The 18,084-nt window shown below is 61.6% G+C and carries 12 protein-coding genes and 4 pseudogenes; 7 read left to right on the plus strand and 9 right to left on the minus strand.

Translation table 11 applies throughout. The features are described 5' to 3' along the window. The 3 genes from AC1DR1_RS21390 to AC1DR1_RS21400 form a co-directional block, all read left to right on the plus strand. The coding region (locus AC1DR1_RS21390) for a WD40 repeat domain-containing protein (RefSeq protein WP_476993268.1) at positions 1-744 on the plus strand (744 nt) is incomplete at its 5' end. 727 nt (positions 745-1,471) lie between these two features. After that, positions 1,472-3,031, plus strand: a complete 1,560-nt coding sequence (locus AC1DR1_RS21395; RefSeq protein ID WP_476993270.1) for a sensor histidine kinase — start codon at positions 1,472-1,474, stop codon at positions 3,029-3,031. Further along, on the plus strand, positions 3,028-3,705 hold the full coding sequence (locus tag AC1DR1_RS21400) for a response regulator transcription factor (RefSeq protein ID WP_229994525.1): 678 nt from the start codon (positions 3,028-3,030) through the stop codon (positions 3,703-3,705). The genes AC1DR1_RS21395 and AC1DR1_RS21400 overlap by 4 nt, the downstream gene beginning before the upstream one ends. Before the next feature lie 38 nt (positions 3,706-3,743). Here the strand turns inward: AC1DR1_RS21400 and AC1DR1_RS21405 are convergent, their stop codons facing one another. Both AC1DR1_RS21405 and AC1DR1_RS21410 read right to left on the minus strand, forming a co-directional pair. Beyond that, positions 3,744-3,965, minus strand: a complete 222-nt coding sequence (locus tag AC1DR1_RS21405) for a hypothetical protein (RefSeq protein ID WP_229994526.1) — start codon at positions 3,963-3,965, stop codon at positions 3,744-3,746. Between the two features lie 825 nt (positions 3,966-4,790). After that, positions 4,791-6,656 (minus strand): glycoside hydrolase family 15 protein, encoded by a 1,866-nt coding sequence (locus AC1DR1_RS21410; RefSeq protein ID WP_356815773.1) that lies wholly within the window; start codon positions 6,654-6,656, stop codon positions 4,791-4,793. 169 nt (positions 6,657-6,825) lie between these two features. Between AC1DR1_RS21410 and AC1DR1_RS21415 the strand changes: the two are divergent. Continuing rightward, a pseudogene (locus AC1DR1_RS21415) lies at positions 6,826-7,968 on the plus strand (IS3 family transposase). Positions 7,969-9,251: 1,283 nt separating this feature from the next. On the opposite strand, the gene AC1DR1_RS21420 reads toward AC1DR1_RS21415, so the two are convergent. Next, entirely contained in the window at positions 9,252-9,689 is a 438-nt protein-coding gene (locus AC1DR1_RS21420) for a hypothetical protein (RefSeq protein ID WP_229994530.1), read from the minus strand. A gap of 330 nt (positions 9,690-10,019) precedes the next feature. Between AC1DR1_RS21420 and AC1DR1_RS21425 the strand changes: the two genes are divergently transcribed. Beyond that, the gene (locus AC1DR1_RS21425) at positions 10,020-11,891 is read left to right on the plus strand and encodes a glycoside hydrolase family 15 protein (protein ID WP_229994531.1); all 1,872 of its coding nucleotides are present in this window, start codon (positions 10,020-10,022) and stop codon (positions 11,889-11,891) included. Between the two features lie 242 nt (positions 11,892-12,133). On the opposite strand, the pseudogene AC1DR1_RS21430 reads toward AC1DR1_RS21425, so the two are convergent. The 4 genes and pseudogenes from AC1DR1_RS21430 to AC1DR1_RS21445 all read right to left on the minus strand — a co-directional run. Then, positions 12,134-12,268: pseudogene (locus AC1DR1_RS21430) on the minus strand (SCO1664 family protein); the annotation flags it as partial. Continuing rightward, positions 12,268-12,822 carry a DUF3090 domain-containing protein gene (locus tag AC1DR1_RS21435; protein WP_364746474.1) on the minus strand — a complete coding sequence of 185 codons (555 nt, stop codon included), beginning with the start codon at positions 12,820-12,822 and terminating at the stop codon, positions 12,268-12,270. The gene AC1DR1_RS21435 and the pseudogene AC1DR1_RS21430, both read right to left, overlap by 1 nt. 24 nt (positions 12,823-12,846) lie before the next feature. Continuing rightward, positions 12,847-13,538, minus strand: a pseudogene (locus AC1DR1_RS21440) (MSMEG_4193 family putative phosphomutase). A gap of 215 nt (positions 13,539-13,753) precedes the next feature. Continuing rightward, positions 13,754-13,891, minus strand: a pseudogene (locus AC1DR1_RS21445) (recombinase family protein); the annotation flags it as partial. A gap of 417 nt (positions 13,892-14,308) precedes the next feature. On the opposite strand from AC1DR1_RS21445, the gene AC1DR1_RS21450 reads away from it, so the two are divergent. Then, positions 14,309-14,686, plus strand: coding sequence for a hypothetical protein (locus AC1DR1_RS21450; protein WP_028275079.1), 378 nt, complete (start codon positions 14,309-14,311; stop codon positions 14,684-14,686). 627 nt (positions 14,687-15,313) lie between these two features. On the opposite strand, the gene AC1DR1_RS21455 is transcribed toward AC1DR1_RS21450, so the two are convergent. Then, positions 15,314-16,039, minus strand: a complete 726-nt coding sequence (locus AC1DR1_RS21455; RefSeq protein ID WP_476993269.1) for a hypothetical protein — start codon at positions 16,037-16,039, stop codon at positions 15,314-15,316. A 555-nt stretch (positions 16,040-16,594) separates the two neighbouring features. On the opposite strand from AC1DR1_RS21455, the gene AC1DR1_RS21460 reads away from it, so the two are divergent. Further along, positions 16,595-16,918, plus strand: coding sequence for a helix-turn-helix domain-containing protein (locus AC1DR1_RS21460; protein ID WP_229996141.1), 324 nt, complete (start codon positions 16,595-16,597; stop codon positions 16,916-16,918). On the opposite strand, the gene AC1DR1_RS21465 is transcribed toward AC1DR1_RS21460, so the two are convergent. Beyond that, positions 16,919-17,305: a hypothetical protein gene (locus tag AC1DR1_RS21465; protein ID WP_364744859.1), complete on the minus strand. Its 387-nt coding sequence runs from the start codon at positions 17,303-17,305 to the stop codon at positions 16,919-16,921. Positions 17,306-18,084: the final 779 nt, after the last annotated feature.

Consider the following 18,084-nt stretch of genomic DNA (forward strand, 5'->3'; position numbering starts at 1 on the left):
GGTCACCGGATCCTTTCCGGCAGCCGAGACGGTACGGTGCGGCGGTGGGACGCGGAGACGGGCCGGGCCCTCGGCGAGCCTTTGAMCGGACACAAGGATGCGGTGACGAGTGTTGCGTTCAGCCCCGACGGGCGCCGGATCGTCTCCGGCGGCACCGATGGCACGATAAGGCGTTGGGACGCAGAGACGGGCCGGGCCCTCGGCGAGCCTTTGACCGGACACAAGGATGCAGTGACGAGCGTTGCGTTCAGCCCCGACGGGCGCCGGATCGCCTCCGGCGGCACCGATGGCACAGTGGAGCGGTGGGACCCGGAAACGGGCAAGTCCCTCGGTAAGCCGATGACTGGGCACTTGAATGGGGTGTACAGCGTGGCGTTTAGCCCCGACGGCCGCCGAATCAGCACCGGGGGTAACGACGGCACGGTGCGGCTGTGGGACGCGGAGACGGGTCAGCCCCTCGTTATACCGATGACAGGACAACAGGGATCGGTGTACAGCGTTGCGTTTAGCCCCGACGGCCGCCGAATCGCCTCCGGGAGCGACGACAGCACAGTGAGGCTGTGGCCCGCACCCCAGACCCCGTCCGACACATTGTGTACCAAACTTTCCCAGAACATCAGCCACAAACAGTGGCGTGAGTGGGTGGCTCCGGGCATCGACTACATCGAGGTCTGCCCCGGCCTTACCGTTCCCCCGGACACGCCAGGCAACCGTCGGAAAAATACTAACCCAAGCCAAGATTGAGACCAGGCGGAAGCAAATCCACCCATGGGCAGAACGTGACCAGAGGACGAAGTAATAAGCCGAATATCCGTGTATATTGCTCTGGCCGGTGCACAGTGCTACAACGGAGGCACGACTCCGAGTATGAAAGATGCTGTGGGTCAAGTTGAGGGGCAGATTGCATTGCGGGCCCCACGTCATCACGACGGTGTGCTTGGTCGTCTTTCACCGTCATTTTCGTCCACCTTTGGAGGTGGGAGGGAAACTTTCTGTCCGCTGGAATGTGCGTCCGCATTGGGCCCGGGCCTTTGTACGGCGAATGACGACTCCTTCCGTTGCTCCGCGCCAGCAGAAGGCGTTCCCAAATTTGACCCAAGGGCTGGCTTGTTAATGACCGTGGCTGAGGCTGTAACACATGTAGCTGAGATGGAGATCCCGGCCTCGGAATTGCCCTGGGACGGAAGTGCAAATGACTCCGCGACAACTCACTTCTGTAATCGGGGTGACGACGGGCTTCGTAATCCTAGTCGTGGTCTGCGTCGATTGGTCACCCACAGCCCTACAGGACCCTGCTCGAACCTTAAGTTTGAATGCCCAAGGGGTACTCCGGTGGGGGGAGAATCCGAACCGGATTCCGTTTACAGTTTTTGAACTCACACTGTTCTTGGGCGTGGGCTTAGCATTCGTTCTGGCTGGTGTGACGGCGTGGCGGAGCCGGCCTTCCCGGAATCCGGGGCTGTTGTTGATTGTGGCGGGTTGGCTTTGGCTGGCGTCCGGGATTCGCCGTTCCAGCGACCCGGTGGCGTTTACGCTCGGTGTAACTCTTACGCTGATGTATCAGCCTCCTTTGCTGCAGTTGGCGCTCAGCTTTCCGTCAGGAACGCTGCGCGGCCGAGCTGAAAAAACTGCCGTAGCGTTCTTCTACATTTTTTGGCTGTTTGCCCCCGTAGCAGGCTGGGCCTTCTTTGATCCACGCCTCCATGTCACGGCAGGGGAGTCCACGTCCCGCAATCTGTTGCTTCTCTKGGACAGCCCGTCTCTCATGACCACCCTCGGGAACGCAATCCGCATATTTCAGATCTCGGTGGGAGTCGCGATCGTAACGGTCCTGATCGCCCGTTGGCGCGCAGGGACAAAGGCCTACCGGTCGGCATTCCTGCCGCTATGGCTTGCCGTAATCGTAAAAACAGCGGCCACCGTGTGGGTGTCCCTCGCGGTGATCCAACTGTCTGGATCTCTGTCCTCGGAAGCGTTGCTCTGGCAATATCCGGCGACCGCAATTGTGCCGCTGGCAGTATTGTTTGGTCTGTGGCGCTACCGTTTCGCGCGTGGCACATTGGGTGATCTCATGGTGGAAGTGGGCTCAGCCCCGGTTAGCGACAGACTAATCGGCGCGCTTCGGCGATCAGTCCATGACCCCACCCTCACTTTGCTGCGTTGGTTCCCCGATCAGGCGTCCTTTGTTGACAGCAAGGGAGTTCCCCAGGCGTTGCCGGATGGTTCAACCGGACGCGCCTCCATGGTCTTGGAACGCCACGGAACACCAATAGGGGCCCTGGTTTTTGACGAAACCCTCCAGGACCAGCCGCAGTTGCTTGCCGCCGTGCGCAGCGCAACGTCGCTGGCGTTGGAAAACCAGCAGATGGAACAACAGCTCCGGGACCAACTCATTGAGGTCCGTCGCTCCAGGGAGCGAATCGTAACGGCTGGCGACTCCCGGCGTCGCCAGCTTGAACGGGATCTTCACGACGGAGCTCAGCAACGTCTGGTTGCCGTGTCGATGGAGCTGGCGCGGGCCCAGCGGATGACGGATTCGCAGGAGGTACAAAGCCTAGTCGGGCAGGCAAGGGCCGAGCTTTTGGATGCACTTGACGAGTTGCGCGAATTGGCGAGGGGCGTGTATCCCCCCTCGCTTCGGGAGAGAGGTTTGGTGGGCTCCCTGACCGCGTTAGCGGAGCGATCATCACTGCCCATGGAGCTGGACCTCAGGACGGACCATAGGCTTCCGGCTCACGTGGAGCTGGCTGCCTACTTCATCTGCGCAGAAGCCGTCACCAATGCTACGAAGTATGCCAAGGCGGCCTGGGTGCGAATCTGCATCGACGGAAACGAAAAGGAGTTGCGAATGGAGATCGTGGACAACGGAATCGGTGGTGCGCGGCCGGGACTCGACGGCGGGTTGCTGGGGATTGCGGACCGGGCAGCGGCACTGGGAGGCTTATTGTCCATCGACAGTCCTGAAGGCAGAGGGACGACGATACTTGCCGTTCTTCCCTTCTCTACGGACCCGGAAGGCGACCTGCCATGACACTGCGTGTTGCCATCGCTGAAGACTCGGCATTACTGCGCCGGGGATTGTCCGCCCTGTTGCAGTCCGAAGGTCTAGAAGTCGTAGGTGAGGCTGCCGATGGCCCGCATCTGCTGGAAGTGATTGACAAACACGGGGCCGACGTAGCTGTGGTGGACATCCGGATGCCCCCCAGTTACACCATTGAAGGCATCCAGGCCGCCGAAACAATAAAAAGCAGACACCCCGAGATAGGCGTACTCCTCCTGTCCCAGTACGTGGAAACGGAAAACGCGATGTCCCTATTGAAGAATGGGGCCAAAGGCTTGGGCTACCTGCTTAAAGAGCGGGTGTCCGATGTTGACGAATTCATTGACGCCCTGCATCGCGTAGCTGCGGGGGGAACGGCCATCGATCCGGAGCTTGTTACACGACTGGTGACCCGTCCACACAAAGGTCACGATCGAGGCGATGACCTTACGAGCCGGGAGAAGAGCGTCCTTGAGTTAATGGCCGAAGGGCGCACCAACCAGGCAATAGGGAAGTCGCTCTTCTTGGGTGAGCGGACCGTAGAGGCCCATATTCGGAGTATTTTCCTTAAGCTCGAGTTGAGGCCCGAGCCCGAGGACCACAGACGTGTGCTTGCCGTCCTCACGTACCTTCGAGGAGTCGGACAGAGCCGAGGTACCGCATAAGTGGCCGTGGCCACGCTTCCGACGGGAGGACGGAATTACTAGGCAGCGATCGTCCCGTCCATCGAAACGCTATCGGCTGCTGCCCCGGCAATTTCGGCTGCCTCCAGAGGGGCCAGGAGGAGGGCCCGCTGGGCGGCGGACAGTGCGTGCGGGAAGGTGAGCGCCAGATGTGCCAGGTGTAGCGCGGCGACGATGTAATGCGTGCCCGCAGCGCTTCCGAGCGACCGCGCTACGCCGGTCCTAATGCGTTCTAGGTCCAAGGAATTCCCATAATTTGCTAGGGCCATCCGTGCGAGCATGTGCTGCGGATGCCTCTGGACCTTCCTGTCCATCTCGACCGTGGCCTGCAGCTGTGTTTTGGTCCAGCGATGATCCAAGAGTCGGCTCGAGTCCTCGTCACCCGTGCGTTGTCCCTGGTGGATCGTGCTTATCGATTCAGGTATGGACAACATGACGTACTCCTTCGGATTGCTGAGGCTAGGCAATGGAACTCGTCGGTTGATCCGTGCCATCTGGCTAGGTCCATAGTGCCTTCCGGCTTGTGGGGTCAGGATCCGTGCCAGCACGCTTTCTCGCGGAACGGACAGCGCAGCTCTGTCTCCGGCGTCGCCGGCCCCTCTGCCAAATGAGCCATGAGGTCTACGCGTGGGGCCGAAGGCAAACGCGACCCGCACTCACAGGTTGTCTCCACCAGGGCTTTGACCTGAGCGGCGCGGTAATCGGGCGGCTACAAATTGACCGGTGAGCGATGAAAACGATGCTGGCCATCAAGCAGTTCACCTGTGCACGGCACCAACTCTGAGCGCACCGCCAGACTCGCGCAGCATACTCGCACCTGCGGGCGCTGCATGGAATCAGTCAGCGGATGTAGGCGGGCCAGCGTGYAGCAGCTCCACAACTTTCCGCGGTAGGGCGACTGCAGGGTCCGTCGCACGCATTCGTTATCTCCCAAGGCGAGGAGACCAAGGACGACGGCCCGCTCGACGGCGAGGAGGGTGCGTAGTCATGCCGGGCCATCGCTCGTGCGGGATTACGTGAGCATCGCGGTAGGAAGCCCCGGCGCGCGCTGGGCCAACGTGGAGTGCCTAGCCCGTCGTCGTAGCGGTATCACGGGCCGCGCCGACAAGAGCGTCTGCAGCTCTTATAAGGGTCAGGTGTGAGAAAGCCTGCGGATAATTTCCGGCCATGCGGTTGCCGTTTGTGTCGTATTCCTCGCTTAGTAGTCCCAGGTCATTTCCATAGCCGATGAGCCTGTCCATTAGCGTCTTTGCTTCGGGAACCCGGCCGCTGCGGGCGTACTGCTCTACGAGCCAGAAAGAGCACGCAAGGAACGGATGCTCTCCGGGTTCAAGACCGTCCAGGCAAGTTTCCGTCCGGTAGCGAATCAGCAAGCCGGTCCCGTCGAGCAGATCGCGTTCCAAGCGAGACACCGTTCCCAAAATTCTGTCGTCGTTATAGGCCAGAAAGCCTACTTGTGGCAGAACGAGCAGGGACGCGTCGACCTCGGTGCCCCCATACGTCTGGGTAAAGGAGTTGATTTCACTGTTGAAACCCTGCTCCAAGATTTCGGCACGGAGTCCGTCCCTGATCTCCACCCATCGCTCCACCGGGCCGTCGAGCCCGTGTTCCTGTACAGCCCTTACTCCGCAATCCATTGCGGCCCACATCATGACGCGGGAATGGGTGAAGTCCCTTTTCTCACCCCTCATCTCCCAGATGCCGTGATCCTTGCGTTTGATGTTGTCCTCTACAAAGAGAAGCATTTTTCGCTGGAGGGGCCAGGAAAAATGATCCTCATGCACGCCTTGGTTGCGGAGCCTTGCCAAGGCAACCATGACTTCACCCACAACATCACCTTGATATTGGTGGACAGCGCCGTTGCCGACCCGAACTGGGGCGGAGCCTTCGTAGCCCGGCAAGTGGGCCAAAATCCGCTCGGGCAGGTCACGCTCACCAGAAACTCCATACATGATTTGAATATCGTGGGGGTCGCCGGCGATAGCCCTGAGCAGCCAGTTCCGCCACTGCAGTGCCTCCTGGTGGAAACCATGGGTCATCATGGCATCCAGCGTGAGGGCGGCATCACGCAGCCAGCAGTAGCGGTAATCCCAGTTGCGTTTACCGCCGAAATGTTCTGGCAGTGAGGTGGTCAGGGCGGCCACAATTCCCCCGGTCCTGTCATGCGTTAGTGCGCGCAAGACGAGCAGTGAGCGTTCTACTTCCCTGTCGTAGGTTCCTTGTGGGATGTAGTTGCTCGACCAGCTCCTCCAGTAGGTGGCAGTCGTTTGCAGCGCCCGACCGACGTCGATCGCTGGCGGAGGCATATCGTGGGATGAGAATGCCTGTAATTGCAGATCGAGTGTCTGACCGGCTTCGATGGTGAACTCACCCACGTGCGAATAATCAGGTCCAGCTAGGGGCAACGCATCCGCTCTAAGCATCACAGCTTGCGGTCCGGCGATGGCAAGCAGCGCCTCCCCATCGTCGTCGTGGATCCGATGAACCCACGGCACGATCTTTCCGTAGCCGAACCGCAGCACCAGTTCTTGGCGCATCAGGACGTGCCCATGTAAGCCCTGCACCCTGCGGATCAGTGCATTGCCTCTTCCACCGATTGGCATGTATTCGGTGACCAAGATTTCACCGGTTGCGGTTCGCCAACACGTCTCCATTATGAAAGTGGAGGGCAAGTACCGGCGGACGCACTGGGCGCGACCAGTGACCTGTTTATCCTCATGAGCTGGGGCGAGTAGCCACCGGCCGTGATCCGTGGTCCCAATTAAGGCTCCGAAAACAGATTCAGAGTCGAACCGCGGTAGGCAGAGCCAGTCGATACTTCCCTCTCGTGAGATTAGCGCGCCAGTGCGAAGGTCGGAAATAAAACCGTATTCCTCGATCCGTGGGGTCATGTTCCTAACATAATCACAACCAACGGTGCGCCGGAGGCACATTCCTGACCCGAGTATTTAAGTCGCGGTGACGAATCTTTATTACCGCCGCGCTAAGGCGACGTTCTTCGACACGTGCGCGCCGTGCTTGCCCTGCTGGCGCATCGGGACTGCCCCCGGTTTTGTTGACTCCTTGACCTAGCGAGCTTGTGCTCGTGGAAAGATGTTGACCATGCCCACGCCTTATAGGGCGGAGTTCCGCCAGGATGTTATTGATGTGGCCCGCAAGGGCGAGGCGCCGTTGGCGCACATCGCGAAGGATTTCGGGCTCTCGGTCACTACGCTGAAGCGCTGGATCGCCATCGCCGAGCGTAAGGAATCCGGGGCCGGCCCGGCATCGTCGGAGTCGGCCGAGATGCGGGAACTGAAGAAGCGGAACCGGTTGTTGGAGCAGGAGAATGAGATTCTGCGCCGGGCTGGCGCCTATCTTGCCAGGGACATCAACCCAAAATGATCTACCCGCTGGTCACGGATCTTGCCGCCGACGGTGTCCCCGTGGCGGTGACCTGCAGGGTGTTGGAATTCAACAAGCAAGGCTTTGACCCGTGGAGAGCCAGTCCGGTGACAGACAGGGACTGGGCCGATGCGCACTTGGTCAATGCCGCGCTGGGCATCCATGCCGATGATCCGGCGTTCGGGTACCGGTTTATCGCCGATGAACTCCCCGAGAAGGGTGTCACTGCGGGTGAGAACAGGGTCCAGCGCTTGTGCAGGGGCCACGGCATCTGGTCGGTGTGCTCCAAGAAGCGGGGCCTGAACCGGAGCCGGGGCCACCGGAACACGATGACCTGGTGGAGCGGGACTTCACCGCCACGGCACCGAACGAGCCGTGGTTGACCGACATCACGGAGCACCCCACTGCCGAAGGGAAGCTCTACCTCTGCGCGGTGAAGGACGTGTATTCCGGGAGGATCGTCGGGTACTCGATGGACTCGCGGATGAAGTCCTCGCTGGCCGTTGCCGCGCTGGAGAACGCGGTGCGGGCTCACCGTCCAGGAAGGAGCGTCGTGCACTCGGACAGTGAGACTGTCCCTACCGGTATTCCCGGGGGTTCTTGACTCGCACAGTGATGGACCCGACAGGATCGATGGGCAGGGTCGGCGCGTGTGCGGATAACGCCGCGATGGAATCGTTCTTCTCGCAGCTGCAGAAAACGTCCTGGACCGTCAGCGGTGGCTCACCAGACAGGAACTGCGCCTCGCCATCACGACTGGATCGAAAGGACCTACACCGCCGGCGACGGCAACGACGGCTGGGAAAACTCACGCCCATCGAATATGAAACAATCAACCGGACCGCGTTCACAACGGACTAAAACCCCGAGTCAACAAAAGCCGGGGCAGACCCGAACTGCCCCTGGCCGATCCGGCAAGAACTAAGGGAACCGGCGCCCAAACTTCCAATTAGACCGGCTGGGATGACCCAGTTCACAGATAAGTGCCCCGCGGGATCCCGTCAAGTCCTTGTTGGAAGTTCTTTCAAAATGATCTACATCTCACATCGTCGGTGTGAGGTCGGAGGCTACTTGGCGGTTTGAATACTAGTTGGCGAAATGGGACTGGACGTTTGGCGAAGACCGATTTAGTTGGCGATGAGAGATGTCGACCTAATTGCTAGATCGGCACCCTATTTGGAAGAAACGCATCGCCTAGTTGGAAGTCTTCCAATTAGCTGCTGATTGCCAGCCAACTTGGTCCTTTTGACAACCTAGTAGGTCCCTGGCCAACGTAGTTGGTCCATTGGTCCTTAGGCCGTCAATGTTTAGGCCGGAGGCTACTTGGCGGTTGCCCGGCTGGTCGGCGAAACGGCTCAGCGTACTTGGCGAAGCCTGGGTAATTGGCGATACAGATGCTCGGTCTTAGTTGCGGGACTCGCAACTAAGGCCGAGGTGTCTTCGGCGCCTATCGCTGCTGAGCCCCATCGCGATAGCTCCTGTTCCCGTTCTGAATTATCTGGGATCCCGTTTGGAGGACGACAAGACCGAGACAGTCCTGTATCGCCGTCAACGCAAAGACGGAGTGGATGCATGGACCTGGCCGGGGGCGGGTCGCGCGGCGATAGTTCCTGCCTTCATCGTCGAACAGGGAGCTGGGCAGGACGTCGCCAGCGCTGCTGGTCCTTCGAAGAGGTAGTTGTCCTCGTGAGTCTGAGTGCGAGGGTGAGTCGTGAACGTAATCCAGGCCTCGGTCATGGCTAGTTCCACAAAGCATCGTTTCTGCCTTGGCCACGGGGAAGCGCTCAGCCCGAGCCTGGCCCATCCAGCGCCCTCTCCCGGCTACCCGTATTTAGGTTGTATTTTGAAGACGAAGAGACGGGCACCATCGATGGAAGGGTGTGAAACGCTGGGTGCGCGCAATAGCATGCTAGCGCATGAGTTCAGCGTCCAGCTGACCGAGATCGAGGTCGAGCAACGTCAACACAACTGGCATATTCGAGCTCTCCACTCAAGCCACGTCAACCGTAGATTCCTGAATGGCGGCGACAGCTCTGCCTACTCGAATCGGCTCAGCAGCTCGCCAACAACTGCGGTTAGGGAGTCATAGCGTGGCTCGCTTGTTATCTATTTCATCGGCTTGGTAGTTTCGACACTCGCGATGTTCAATTCGGATCCGGACAAAGGATTCTTCGCAGTCTCCAGCGGTTTCGCGATCGGCTTCGCCATACCGCTGTTAGATACCACTTTTCGGCGATGAGCACGAGCCCGTCCGGGTCGGTGTCCCATTTGGTGGCGACGACGATGCACCAGACCGGGTGGTAGAGCTTTCCGGTGTGCGTCGCGTAGACCTGGCCGGCGGCGAGGCGCGGGGACCGGTCCACTCGGAGCCGGGTCGGGTGGACGGGAATGATCGTACCCAGGTCCTGTGCGTCCTTGTGCGCCTGGCGGGCGTGCCTGGCCCGGGTGCTCGGCTTCTTCACCGGAGCCGGGGAACGGTGCAGCCGGCGCAGTTCCTTCACGTTGCCGGAGACGACCCGGAAGCAGGGCTGGCCTTTGCCGGCGCCGCACGTCGGGCGGCGATGGGCATGTCCAAGCCACACGCGGGACGCCGCCGCAAAATTCGGGGCCAGCGGTAATGGCCAGAGCGATGCCCGGATGCCGGAGCGCCATGTTCGCGACGGCCGTGCAGGGGCTTCTCGACCCGCTCCGCGACGGGGAAGCACCAGCATGCCGCAAGGCCAGAGGTAGGCTCCGCTGATTCCCGGGAGGCGGCAGCGGTCCAGTGCTCGCGGGTTTCGTCGGCTCCTTGTAGAAGCCGCGAACCTGCGCCTATCATGTGGCTGACGTGGGCAGTCGACGCCCTGCGCAATGAAGTAGCTGACGTCCATGCCGCGGTCCGCCATCCTTCGGTTCCCGAGGAGTAGATCGTCATGAACGAGTATCCATTGATCGCCGACCATGGTCTCATCGGTGACCTGCAGACGGCGGCGCTGGTCGCCACCGACGGCACCCTGGACTGGTTTTGCAGTCCACGCTTCGACTCACCCAGCATCTTCGCGTCGCTGCTTGACCATGCCCGCGGCGGTCACTTCAGCACCCGGCCTGTCGCCGAAGCGTTCGCCACGAAGCAGCTCTACCTTCCTGACACGGCGATCCTCATCACGCGATTCCTGACCAAGGGAGGGGTCGGCGAACTGGTCGACTTCATGCCCAAGACCGGCACGTCGCCCAGCGAAGAGCATCGCCTGATCCGGATGGTGCGATGCGCGCGGGGACGGATTTCTTTCGACATCGAGGTGGCCCCCCGGTTCGACTACGGCCGGCGGACTCACCGGCTCAGCGTCGGCGGCGACGGCGCCCTCTTCGATGCCGGGGAGGCCCGGCTGGCCCTCAGCCGCATCGGCGAGGAGGGGGACGAAACTCCCGACAGCTATGACGCCACAGTCGACGGCGACCTGCACCTTTCGCTGAGTCTGGAGGAAGGCCAGGTGCGCGGCGTCGTTCTGGACACGGCTCCGGATGCTGAGCCGCGGAAGATACGTCCCGCAGAGGCCCAGCGGCTGGCAGACGCCACCGCGCACTTCTGGCAGAACTGGCTCAGCCAATCCACGTACACCGGCCGCTGGCGGGAGGTGCTGGAGCGGTCCGCCATCACACTGAAGCTGCTGACCTATGCGCCGACCGGGGCCCTGGTGGCCGCTCCCACCGCCGGCCTGCCGGAAGAGATCGGAGGGGAACGCAACTGGGACTACCGCTTCACCTGGGTGCGGGACGCATCCTTTTCTGTGCACACGCTGGTTCGGATGGGTTTCGTGGAGGAGGCCATCGCCTTCAGACGGTGGCTCGGCGACCGGGTTGCCGAACCGCTGGACAGCGGCACCGGCCCGCTAAACATCATGTACCGAGTGGACGGCAGCCGCGAACTCGACGAGGAGGTCTTGGCCGGCTGGGAGGGCTACCGCGGCTCATACCCGGTGCGGATCGGGAACGGAGCTGCCGGACAGCTTCAGCTGGACATCTACGGCGAAGCGCTCGACGCCATCCACTACATCGACCGCTTCGGCGTCAGGATCGGCCAGCCCGGATGGCTCGCCATTTGCGACGTGCTGGAGTGGCTCGCCGACAACTGGGACCGGCCGGACGAGGGAATCTGGGAGACCCGGGGCGGTCGCAAGGACTTCACGTACGGGAGATTGATGTGCTGGGTCGCGTTCGACCGCGCCATCCGACTCGCGACGGCGCATGGCCGGCCGGCGCCCCTATCGCGATGGATGGCCGAGCGGGACGCGATCTACAACCAGATTATGGACAAGGGCTGGAGCGCCGAACGTGAAGCCTTCGTGCAGCATTACGGCGATACGGTACTCGACGCCTCCCTGTTAAAGATGCCTCAGGTCGGCTTCGTGGCCCCGGAGGATCCCATGTGGCAGTCAACCCTCCGCGCGATGCACACCGAACTGGTGTCTGACAGCCTGGTCTTCCGCTACGACCCGAGCGCGTCTCCCGACGGGCTCGGCGGCCACGAAGGGACGTTCTCCATGTGCAGTTTCCTCTACGTGGACGCCCTGGCGCGAGCGGGCCGCATTGAGGACGCACGCCTTATTTTCGAGACGATGCTGACCTATGCCAACCACCTCGGCCTGTACGCCGAAGAGATCGCGGCCACCGGTGAGCAGCTGGGAAATTTCCCGCAGGCCATTACGCACCTCGCCCTCATCGATGCCGCAATGACTCTGAACGGCTGCCTGGACGCCGCGGAACAGAAGGGCCGCCCGGGGCGGGTGCGGAGAGTAGCGGGATAAGTTCCTCAGTGCGTCAGCCACCATTTCAGGGTGGCGGCAGCTATGCCGGCGAGGGCCAGCAGCATACCGGAGAGGAAAGTGCGGATTGAGGCACGTTGCTGCCGCAGATGACCCACCACCCAGCCGAGTGAGGCCAGCCGCAAGATGATGACGGCCATCGCAAGCAGCAGAGCCTGCTCAGCGTCCAGCCAGCCCAGCCTGGCCGCGCCCAACAGCAGCGCCGGTACGGCGGTCGCCGAGACGATGGGAACGGCGCCTGCTATCGGCTTATAGACGACCACCACGTCGCCGATGCTGCCCAGAAATGTAGCGTTTGAAGCCGTCGTGATGCGGCCGGTGAGCGTCAGCTCGGCGGTCACTAGGTCCGGCGCTGGCATCAGACCTCGGGAAGGGTGCAGATGTGCCCGTCGGCGTCTACGGGGTAACCGCAGAGCGAGCACGTCGGACGCCCGGCGCCCACGATCTCACGGGTGCGCTTGGCGAATGCGCGGGCGGTGCCGACCGGCATTCGCACCAGCAGCATTTCGGGCGCGTTAGCGCCGTCCTCATCAAGCGATTCGCCGTTGTCATCAGCATCGACATCGGTGATGGGGTGGGCCTCTATTACGACCTGGGCCGTGGTTGGGTCCCACCCTAAGCTCATGGCGCCGGTGCGAAACTGCTCCTGAACGGCCTCGAGCTGGTCATTGTCGACAAGTTCAATGGGAGTACTCGTGGGAACGCTGAAGGGGTTGCCCTCGACGGTGATGAGCTGGTCGAGAATTTCGTCGATCTTCTCCGCGAGCAGAGCCGACTGCTGCTTCTCCAGGGCAATACTCACGATCTGCGTCCCTGCGCGCACCTGCAGGTAGAACGTGCGCGCCCCCGGAAGGCCAATGGTGCCAACGACGACCCGATCAGGCCAGGCAAACTCGTGAACACGTGTAGGCATGTCAGTATTCTAGGCAGATGAGGTTCATGGCGCCTTGTGCCCTGCACCGCCGCCCACCGGCGCATCGCCAGAGTGGATGCCGTTCGACAGCCACGACAGATCACCCGCGTCGGTGTTGGTCGCGTAGACGCTCGGCCGACTAGCGCCGTAGCGCACGATCGATACGGACGCGGGGCCCACGTTAATACGCTGGAACAGGTCAAGGTGCATGCCGAGCGCGTCGGCGAGGATTGACTTGATGATGTCACCGTGACTCACCGCCACCCACACGGCCCCTGGCCCGTACTCGGCTTCGAAGGCTGCATCGTGGCGTCGAATCGCTGCCGCTGACCGAGCCTGCATCGCGGCCATGGATTCACCGCCGGAAAGACGACGGCGGACGGTTGCGACTGCACAACCGGCCACAAATCCTCGGTCGCGAGATCACTGAGCGTGCGGCCCTGCCACTGGCCGTAATCGCACTCGGTGAGATTGAGATCGACCGGCGCGTACGGCGTGCCAGCCTGGCGATCGAGGATGAGCCGGGCGGTCTGCTGACAACGCTCAAGAGGGCTCGACACCACCCCGACTACGGGCACGGCCGCGAGCCGGTCTCCGGTCAGAGCCGCCTGGTCGCGCCCGATCTGGTCCAGGCTGACGCCGACGGCCCGACCGGCCAGCAGTCCAGTGGCATTGGCTGTGGTGCGGCCGTGCCGCACGAGAATAGCTGTCGCCATCCACCCAGCCTAACCACCCGCTCGATGGCGGTGTGAACCGTACCGGGTCGCGCGTCGGACAGGCAGATAAGGCACTGGCGGAACCCTTCAAGCACGCCGATGCGCTCAAAGCCGCCCAGACGGACTCGGCACGCATTGACCAGCTCATGGCCGACGCAGCAAAACCGGAAGAACCGGCACAGCCAGACCCCCGGCCGATGTCGACCCCGCATGGAGGACAGGCGGTCGAGTTTGGTCACGACCAGGGTGTCCCCGTTTCGGCAGGCGGCCAGCGCTTCCCGGAGTCCCGGCCGTGCCCGGTTGGCGCCGGTGAGGCCCTGGTCCGTGAATGTCTTGTCCGGTGCCACTCCCAGAGCGAGAAGGGCGTTCTTCTGGGCGGTTAGGTCTTGGTCGTTGGTGGATACGCGGGCTTATCCGGTCAGCAGCCCGGTCTTGGTGTTGAATGTACCGTTTATCCCCCCCGTCACCGGGCATTTTTACGGGCGGGTCTTACGGGAATCGGCCGGCCGCGGAAAGACGGCGATCGTGATCTGGAAATCTTGGCTGGCGCTGGCGCCGGTGGGGGACCGTCTAACGGGCGGTCGCAACCTGGGGCCGGCCCACCGATGTCATTTTCCGAAGTCGTCTGCACGGAACGTCAGGAGTCCTCTGCACTACAGGAACAGCTCATCTGGGGCGGGGCGGGTCGAGCAAGGATCCAGCGGGCCCGCGTGATTGGTGGTGCGGTTTGGCTAATTCGTTGGTGAGGCGTGCATGCCACAATGAGGCCCATGACTCGAATCCTCATGATCGGCATCCACGCGCGAGCCCTCGACTATAGCAAGCTGCCTCCTGGCCTCGACGAGGCCACGATGACCGAACGGATCGAAGCGGGGTTCGGGGCCACTACGGCCGCCGGCTTCGACGCCGTCAACTGCCTGATCGGCACCTCCCCGGACGAGGCCGAAGCAGAGATTCGCTCGGCGTTCGGTCGTGATCGTTTCGGCCTCGTGATGATCGGGGGCGGCATCAGGATGATCCCGGAGTACACCGAGCTCTTCGAACGGATCATCAACGTGTGCAATGCGGAATCGCCCGGAATCACCTTCTGCTTCAACACATCGCCCGAGACGACTCTGGACGCGTTGGAGCGTCACGCCCAGCCGTGAACGTCTGCGACGCGATCCGGTGCGTCGACTAGCCTCGGCGTTTCGTGTCGGCGGTCATGAGATGCGCCTCTGCTCACGTGCGGCTGCGATGTATTGGGAATAGGTGCTCGCCTTACGGGCACTGTTGCGACACGGAGCGACCAAAAAACGCCGCCACAGAGCGACCAACTCCACACGTGCAGTGTTTCGTGCAAAGGTCAGTGTCGGCGTTCCGCGAATTGGCGCGGCGTCAGGAGCCGCGGACGATGCGGTGTGGCCAGCGCACGAATACGACCGTTACTGGTCACGCTCACTCGCGGCGGCGCCCGGTAAAGGATTCCTCAGCGTGCGCCACCGGACTCCGCACTGTGGGCTCATCCATCGTGGCGTGAGTTCTTCTTAAGTTTTTCGTATGCCGGTTTTTGTCCATCGGGACGGCGGAAGCTTGATTGGGTCAGTGGCGGTGTCGGCTGCGTTGGCGGGCATCTGGTACTGGCCCTCGCGAAGGGATCGACGCAAGGGCATCAGGCGCACAGGGGTTCCGGACATTACGGTCCGTTCAGTACCTGCCTTCGCTCCGAGGACTTGAGCCAGGCGCAGGCGAAGCTAGAACCGCCGCCGGAAGACTACTCCGATGCCGGGTACCCGTCAGCGCATCGTCAAGCGCATGAATTCACCGCCGTTTTCACTCGCCTCAAGCCGTGTGATGAAGCCAAACTTGCGGTAGAGCAACACGGCCGAGGCCCCGTCCTGGTCATCCTTCTTCTGTAGGAAGCGGAGCATTTTTGCGACATCCGAACGCTTTACTTCTGGAACTTTGAAGTATGCGTAGGCGGATGCGGGCGAGGAACCAGTAGTTAGAACTCGGATGTTGAACCTTTGATCCGGTAGCTCATGCCGAAGTAGCGCGCTAATGTCCGGTACATGCGTCAGTAAGGAGCGAAACGACCGCGCGGCTTCCTGTCGGGCGTCTTCCCCCTCACCCATAGTCCTAACACCCAGCTCAACGTCGAAGGAAGGCTTATAAGGGTCCAGGATTCGTTCCTCGATGTRTCTCTTCAGCTGCCGCCATTTGTCACGGACGTTTGCCACTCGCGCCAACACGACCGACGCCGCCCCTGCCAGGAACTCCCAATGTTCCTGGATCCAGAGCAGGGTCTCGAAAAATGCCGGAGCGCCCGCGGCGGCACCAATGCCGGCGTGCCAGCACCGTCGGGAGGAGAGCCCTTTTTCCTTCAGGAAATCATCGAGAAGGTTCAAAACACGGTTGGTCACTTCTTCACTGTCATAGACTGCTGGTCCTCGGAAGTAGGCCGCATAATCGATGCCTTCAAAATCGCTGGCCCTGCTGCCGTCTACCGGGATCATGATCATGAATCGAATATATAGGGCAGATCTGTTCCCTGCCGCCCGCGCGGGACCTTTGGTTGACGCGGAGCCGGGGACGGCACTTCGGTGACTGTATAGAGCTTTGGTTCTCAAAACTCGTCGTGAGGAATTGGGGCGACCGTATCTTGTCAGAACTATTTGTGAGAATGGCAGGAGTCAGCTTTTTCCGGGATCTGAGAAGACACCGACTCTCGATTGTTCCCCTTCTCGGAATCCTTCGTTATCGAGAACTGCCAAGGTGCACTACTAACTTGTGAATCGCAGCGGCAGTTGGCGTTGGTCTGTCAGCCGGGCCAACGGCCCACCGATCTCTTCAAATCTGTCCCGTAGAGGGTCAAGAGTGAACCGGATTTCCATGGGCGTCCAGAGTGGTTGTCTCCGCACCAAAGAGCAGAGCGCGATAGCGGGCGGCATCACAAAGTGCTGTGAAAGTCAGAACGGCCAACCGGGCGAGGCCCGCCAGCATCAGCATGGTGGCGAACATAAGAACGTGGGCAAAGGGAAATCAGGAAACCGATGCCGAGGGTCATGAGAAAGGTCATGTTTGATTGTGTCTACCTGACATGTCGCCCACCGTCGGCCAGCCAGATCTACCGGCTGGCTGCGGAGAAACCGAAGAGGCTAAATCTGCAGGTGCTCGTGGCCTTGATGGATACCCTTGATTGCACCGCCGATGGCTTGATCGGGAAGGTGACCTGCCTTCGGCGAAGGGCCCTGCCCCGGGGCCTGACGGAGGAGCTACGGCGTCGGGGGGCAGAACACCGGCCTGGCTGGGGAGTTCGGCAACAGCCGCGAAACCCTCTACCAGTACCTCAGGTCAGGGAGCTGACGCACGTCGCCGTGTATCGGCAATGCGTGCCGTGATCAGGCGCCCGGTAATGCAGAGGCGTGTTCTTGGACTTTGAGGGTGACCGGTGGCTCCACGATCCGCAGCCGGCAGGAAGTCGCCGAGGAGTCGATGCCAGAGGAAAGACTGGACTGGCGGGCGTGCTCCCGGAGTTCATCGAAGGCCGCGGCCGTCACCCCGGCATGCGCGAGATTAACCACCACCTCATACCCCGGAAACTTGGTGACGACCCGGCGGCAGACGACGTAGAGGGCCCGGAGGTTGGTGTGCGTCAGGACGCCTCGAATGTCGACTTTGGCGGTCTCTTCGACGGCGTCTAGTCGGACGACTACGTTGAGACGCAGGTCCCTGTGGGACGGGTGGGCAAAGTACGAGCTGGAATGGTGGTGTTGGGAATGGTTCACTGAGCAACAGGGCTCCAGTGCAGCCCAGGAGCCGACTGAGCCCTGCGAGGCTCCTTGTGGATTAACATTGGGCGTTGTCTCCTGCTCTTTCCTGCGAGGCTGGATACCGCAAATTGCCATTTCCTTCCGGTAGCTGCCCATGGTTCGCTTTTTGGATGGCCCCTACGGCGTCCGGTTGCCCTCGCTGGCACATATTGCGGCCAGATTTGGAGGACTCACGCCAGGTGGATGACGGCGGCGGTCGAGTCGCCGGTCCCGCGTCACCGGCTGCGGCTGCAATTCGGAGAATGGCGGCGGCCTCCATGTCCACGAGCTTGCGTGTTCCGGTCCTTGAGCAAATGATCCAAAACATCTCCACCGACGGCAGGGGGTAGCTCACCCTTCCTCGGTGCAGGAGCTTGCCGAGGCGCCAGGCTTCGATTTCGTCGCCATAGGAAAGTTCCGAGCATGAGCGGACAGGTGAAGGCAGAGCTGCAGTCATGATTGTCTCCTTTCGGGGCGGTCGCCGCTTCGGGGACGACACCTCCCGGTTTTCTATTGCCGAGGCCGTACTGGGTGTTTTCGTGTCAATTCAGTGAGCTCGGCGAGCTCGGCTAGCCGGTGTGCCCGGGCGGATTCGGCCGGTGTGAAGGGCGCCCGGGGGCGGGAGAAGCCGAGGGGTCCATGCCGGTGGGATGGTATTTTCAGGACGGTGCCATCACATGCCGGTTTGCTGGTCGCGGGTGAGGTGCTGTCGGTGGTGGGAGCCGCGACGGGCTTGGCGTCGAGCAGTTCGGCGA

The organism is Arthrobacter sp. P4_F10 (assembly GCF_056401435.1).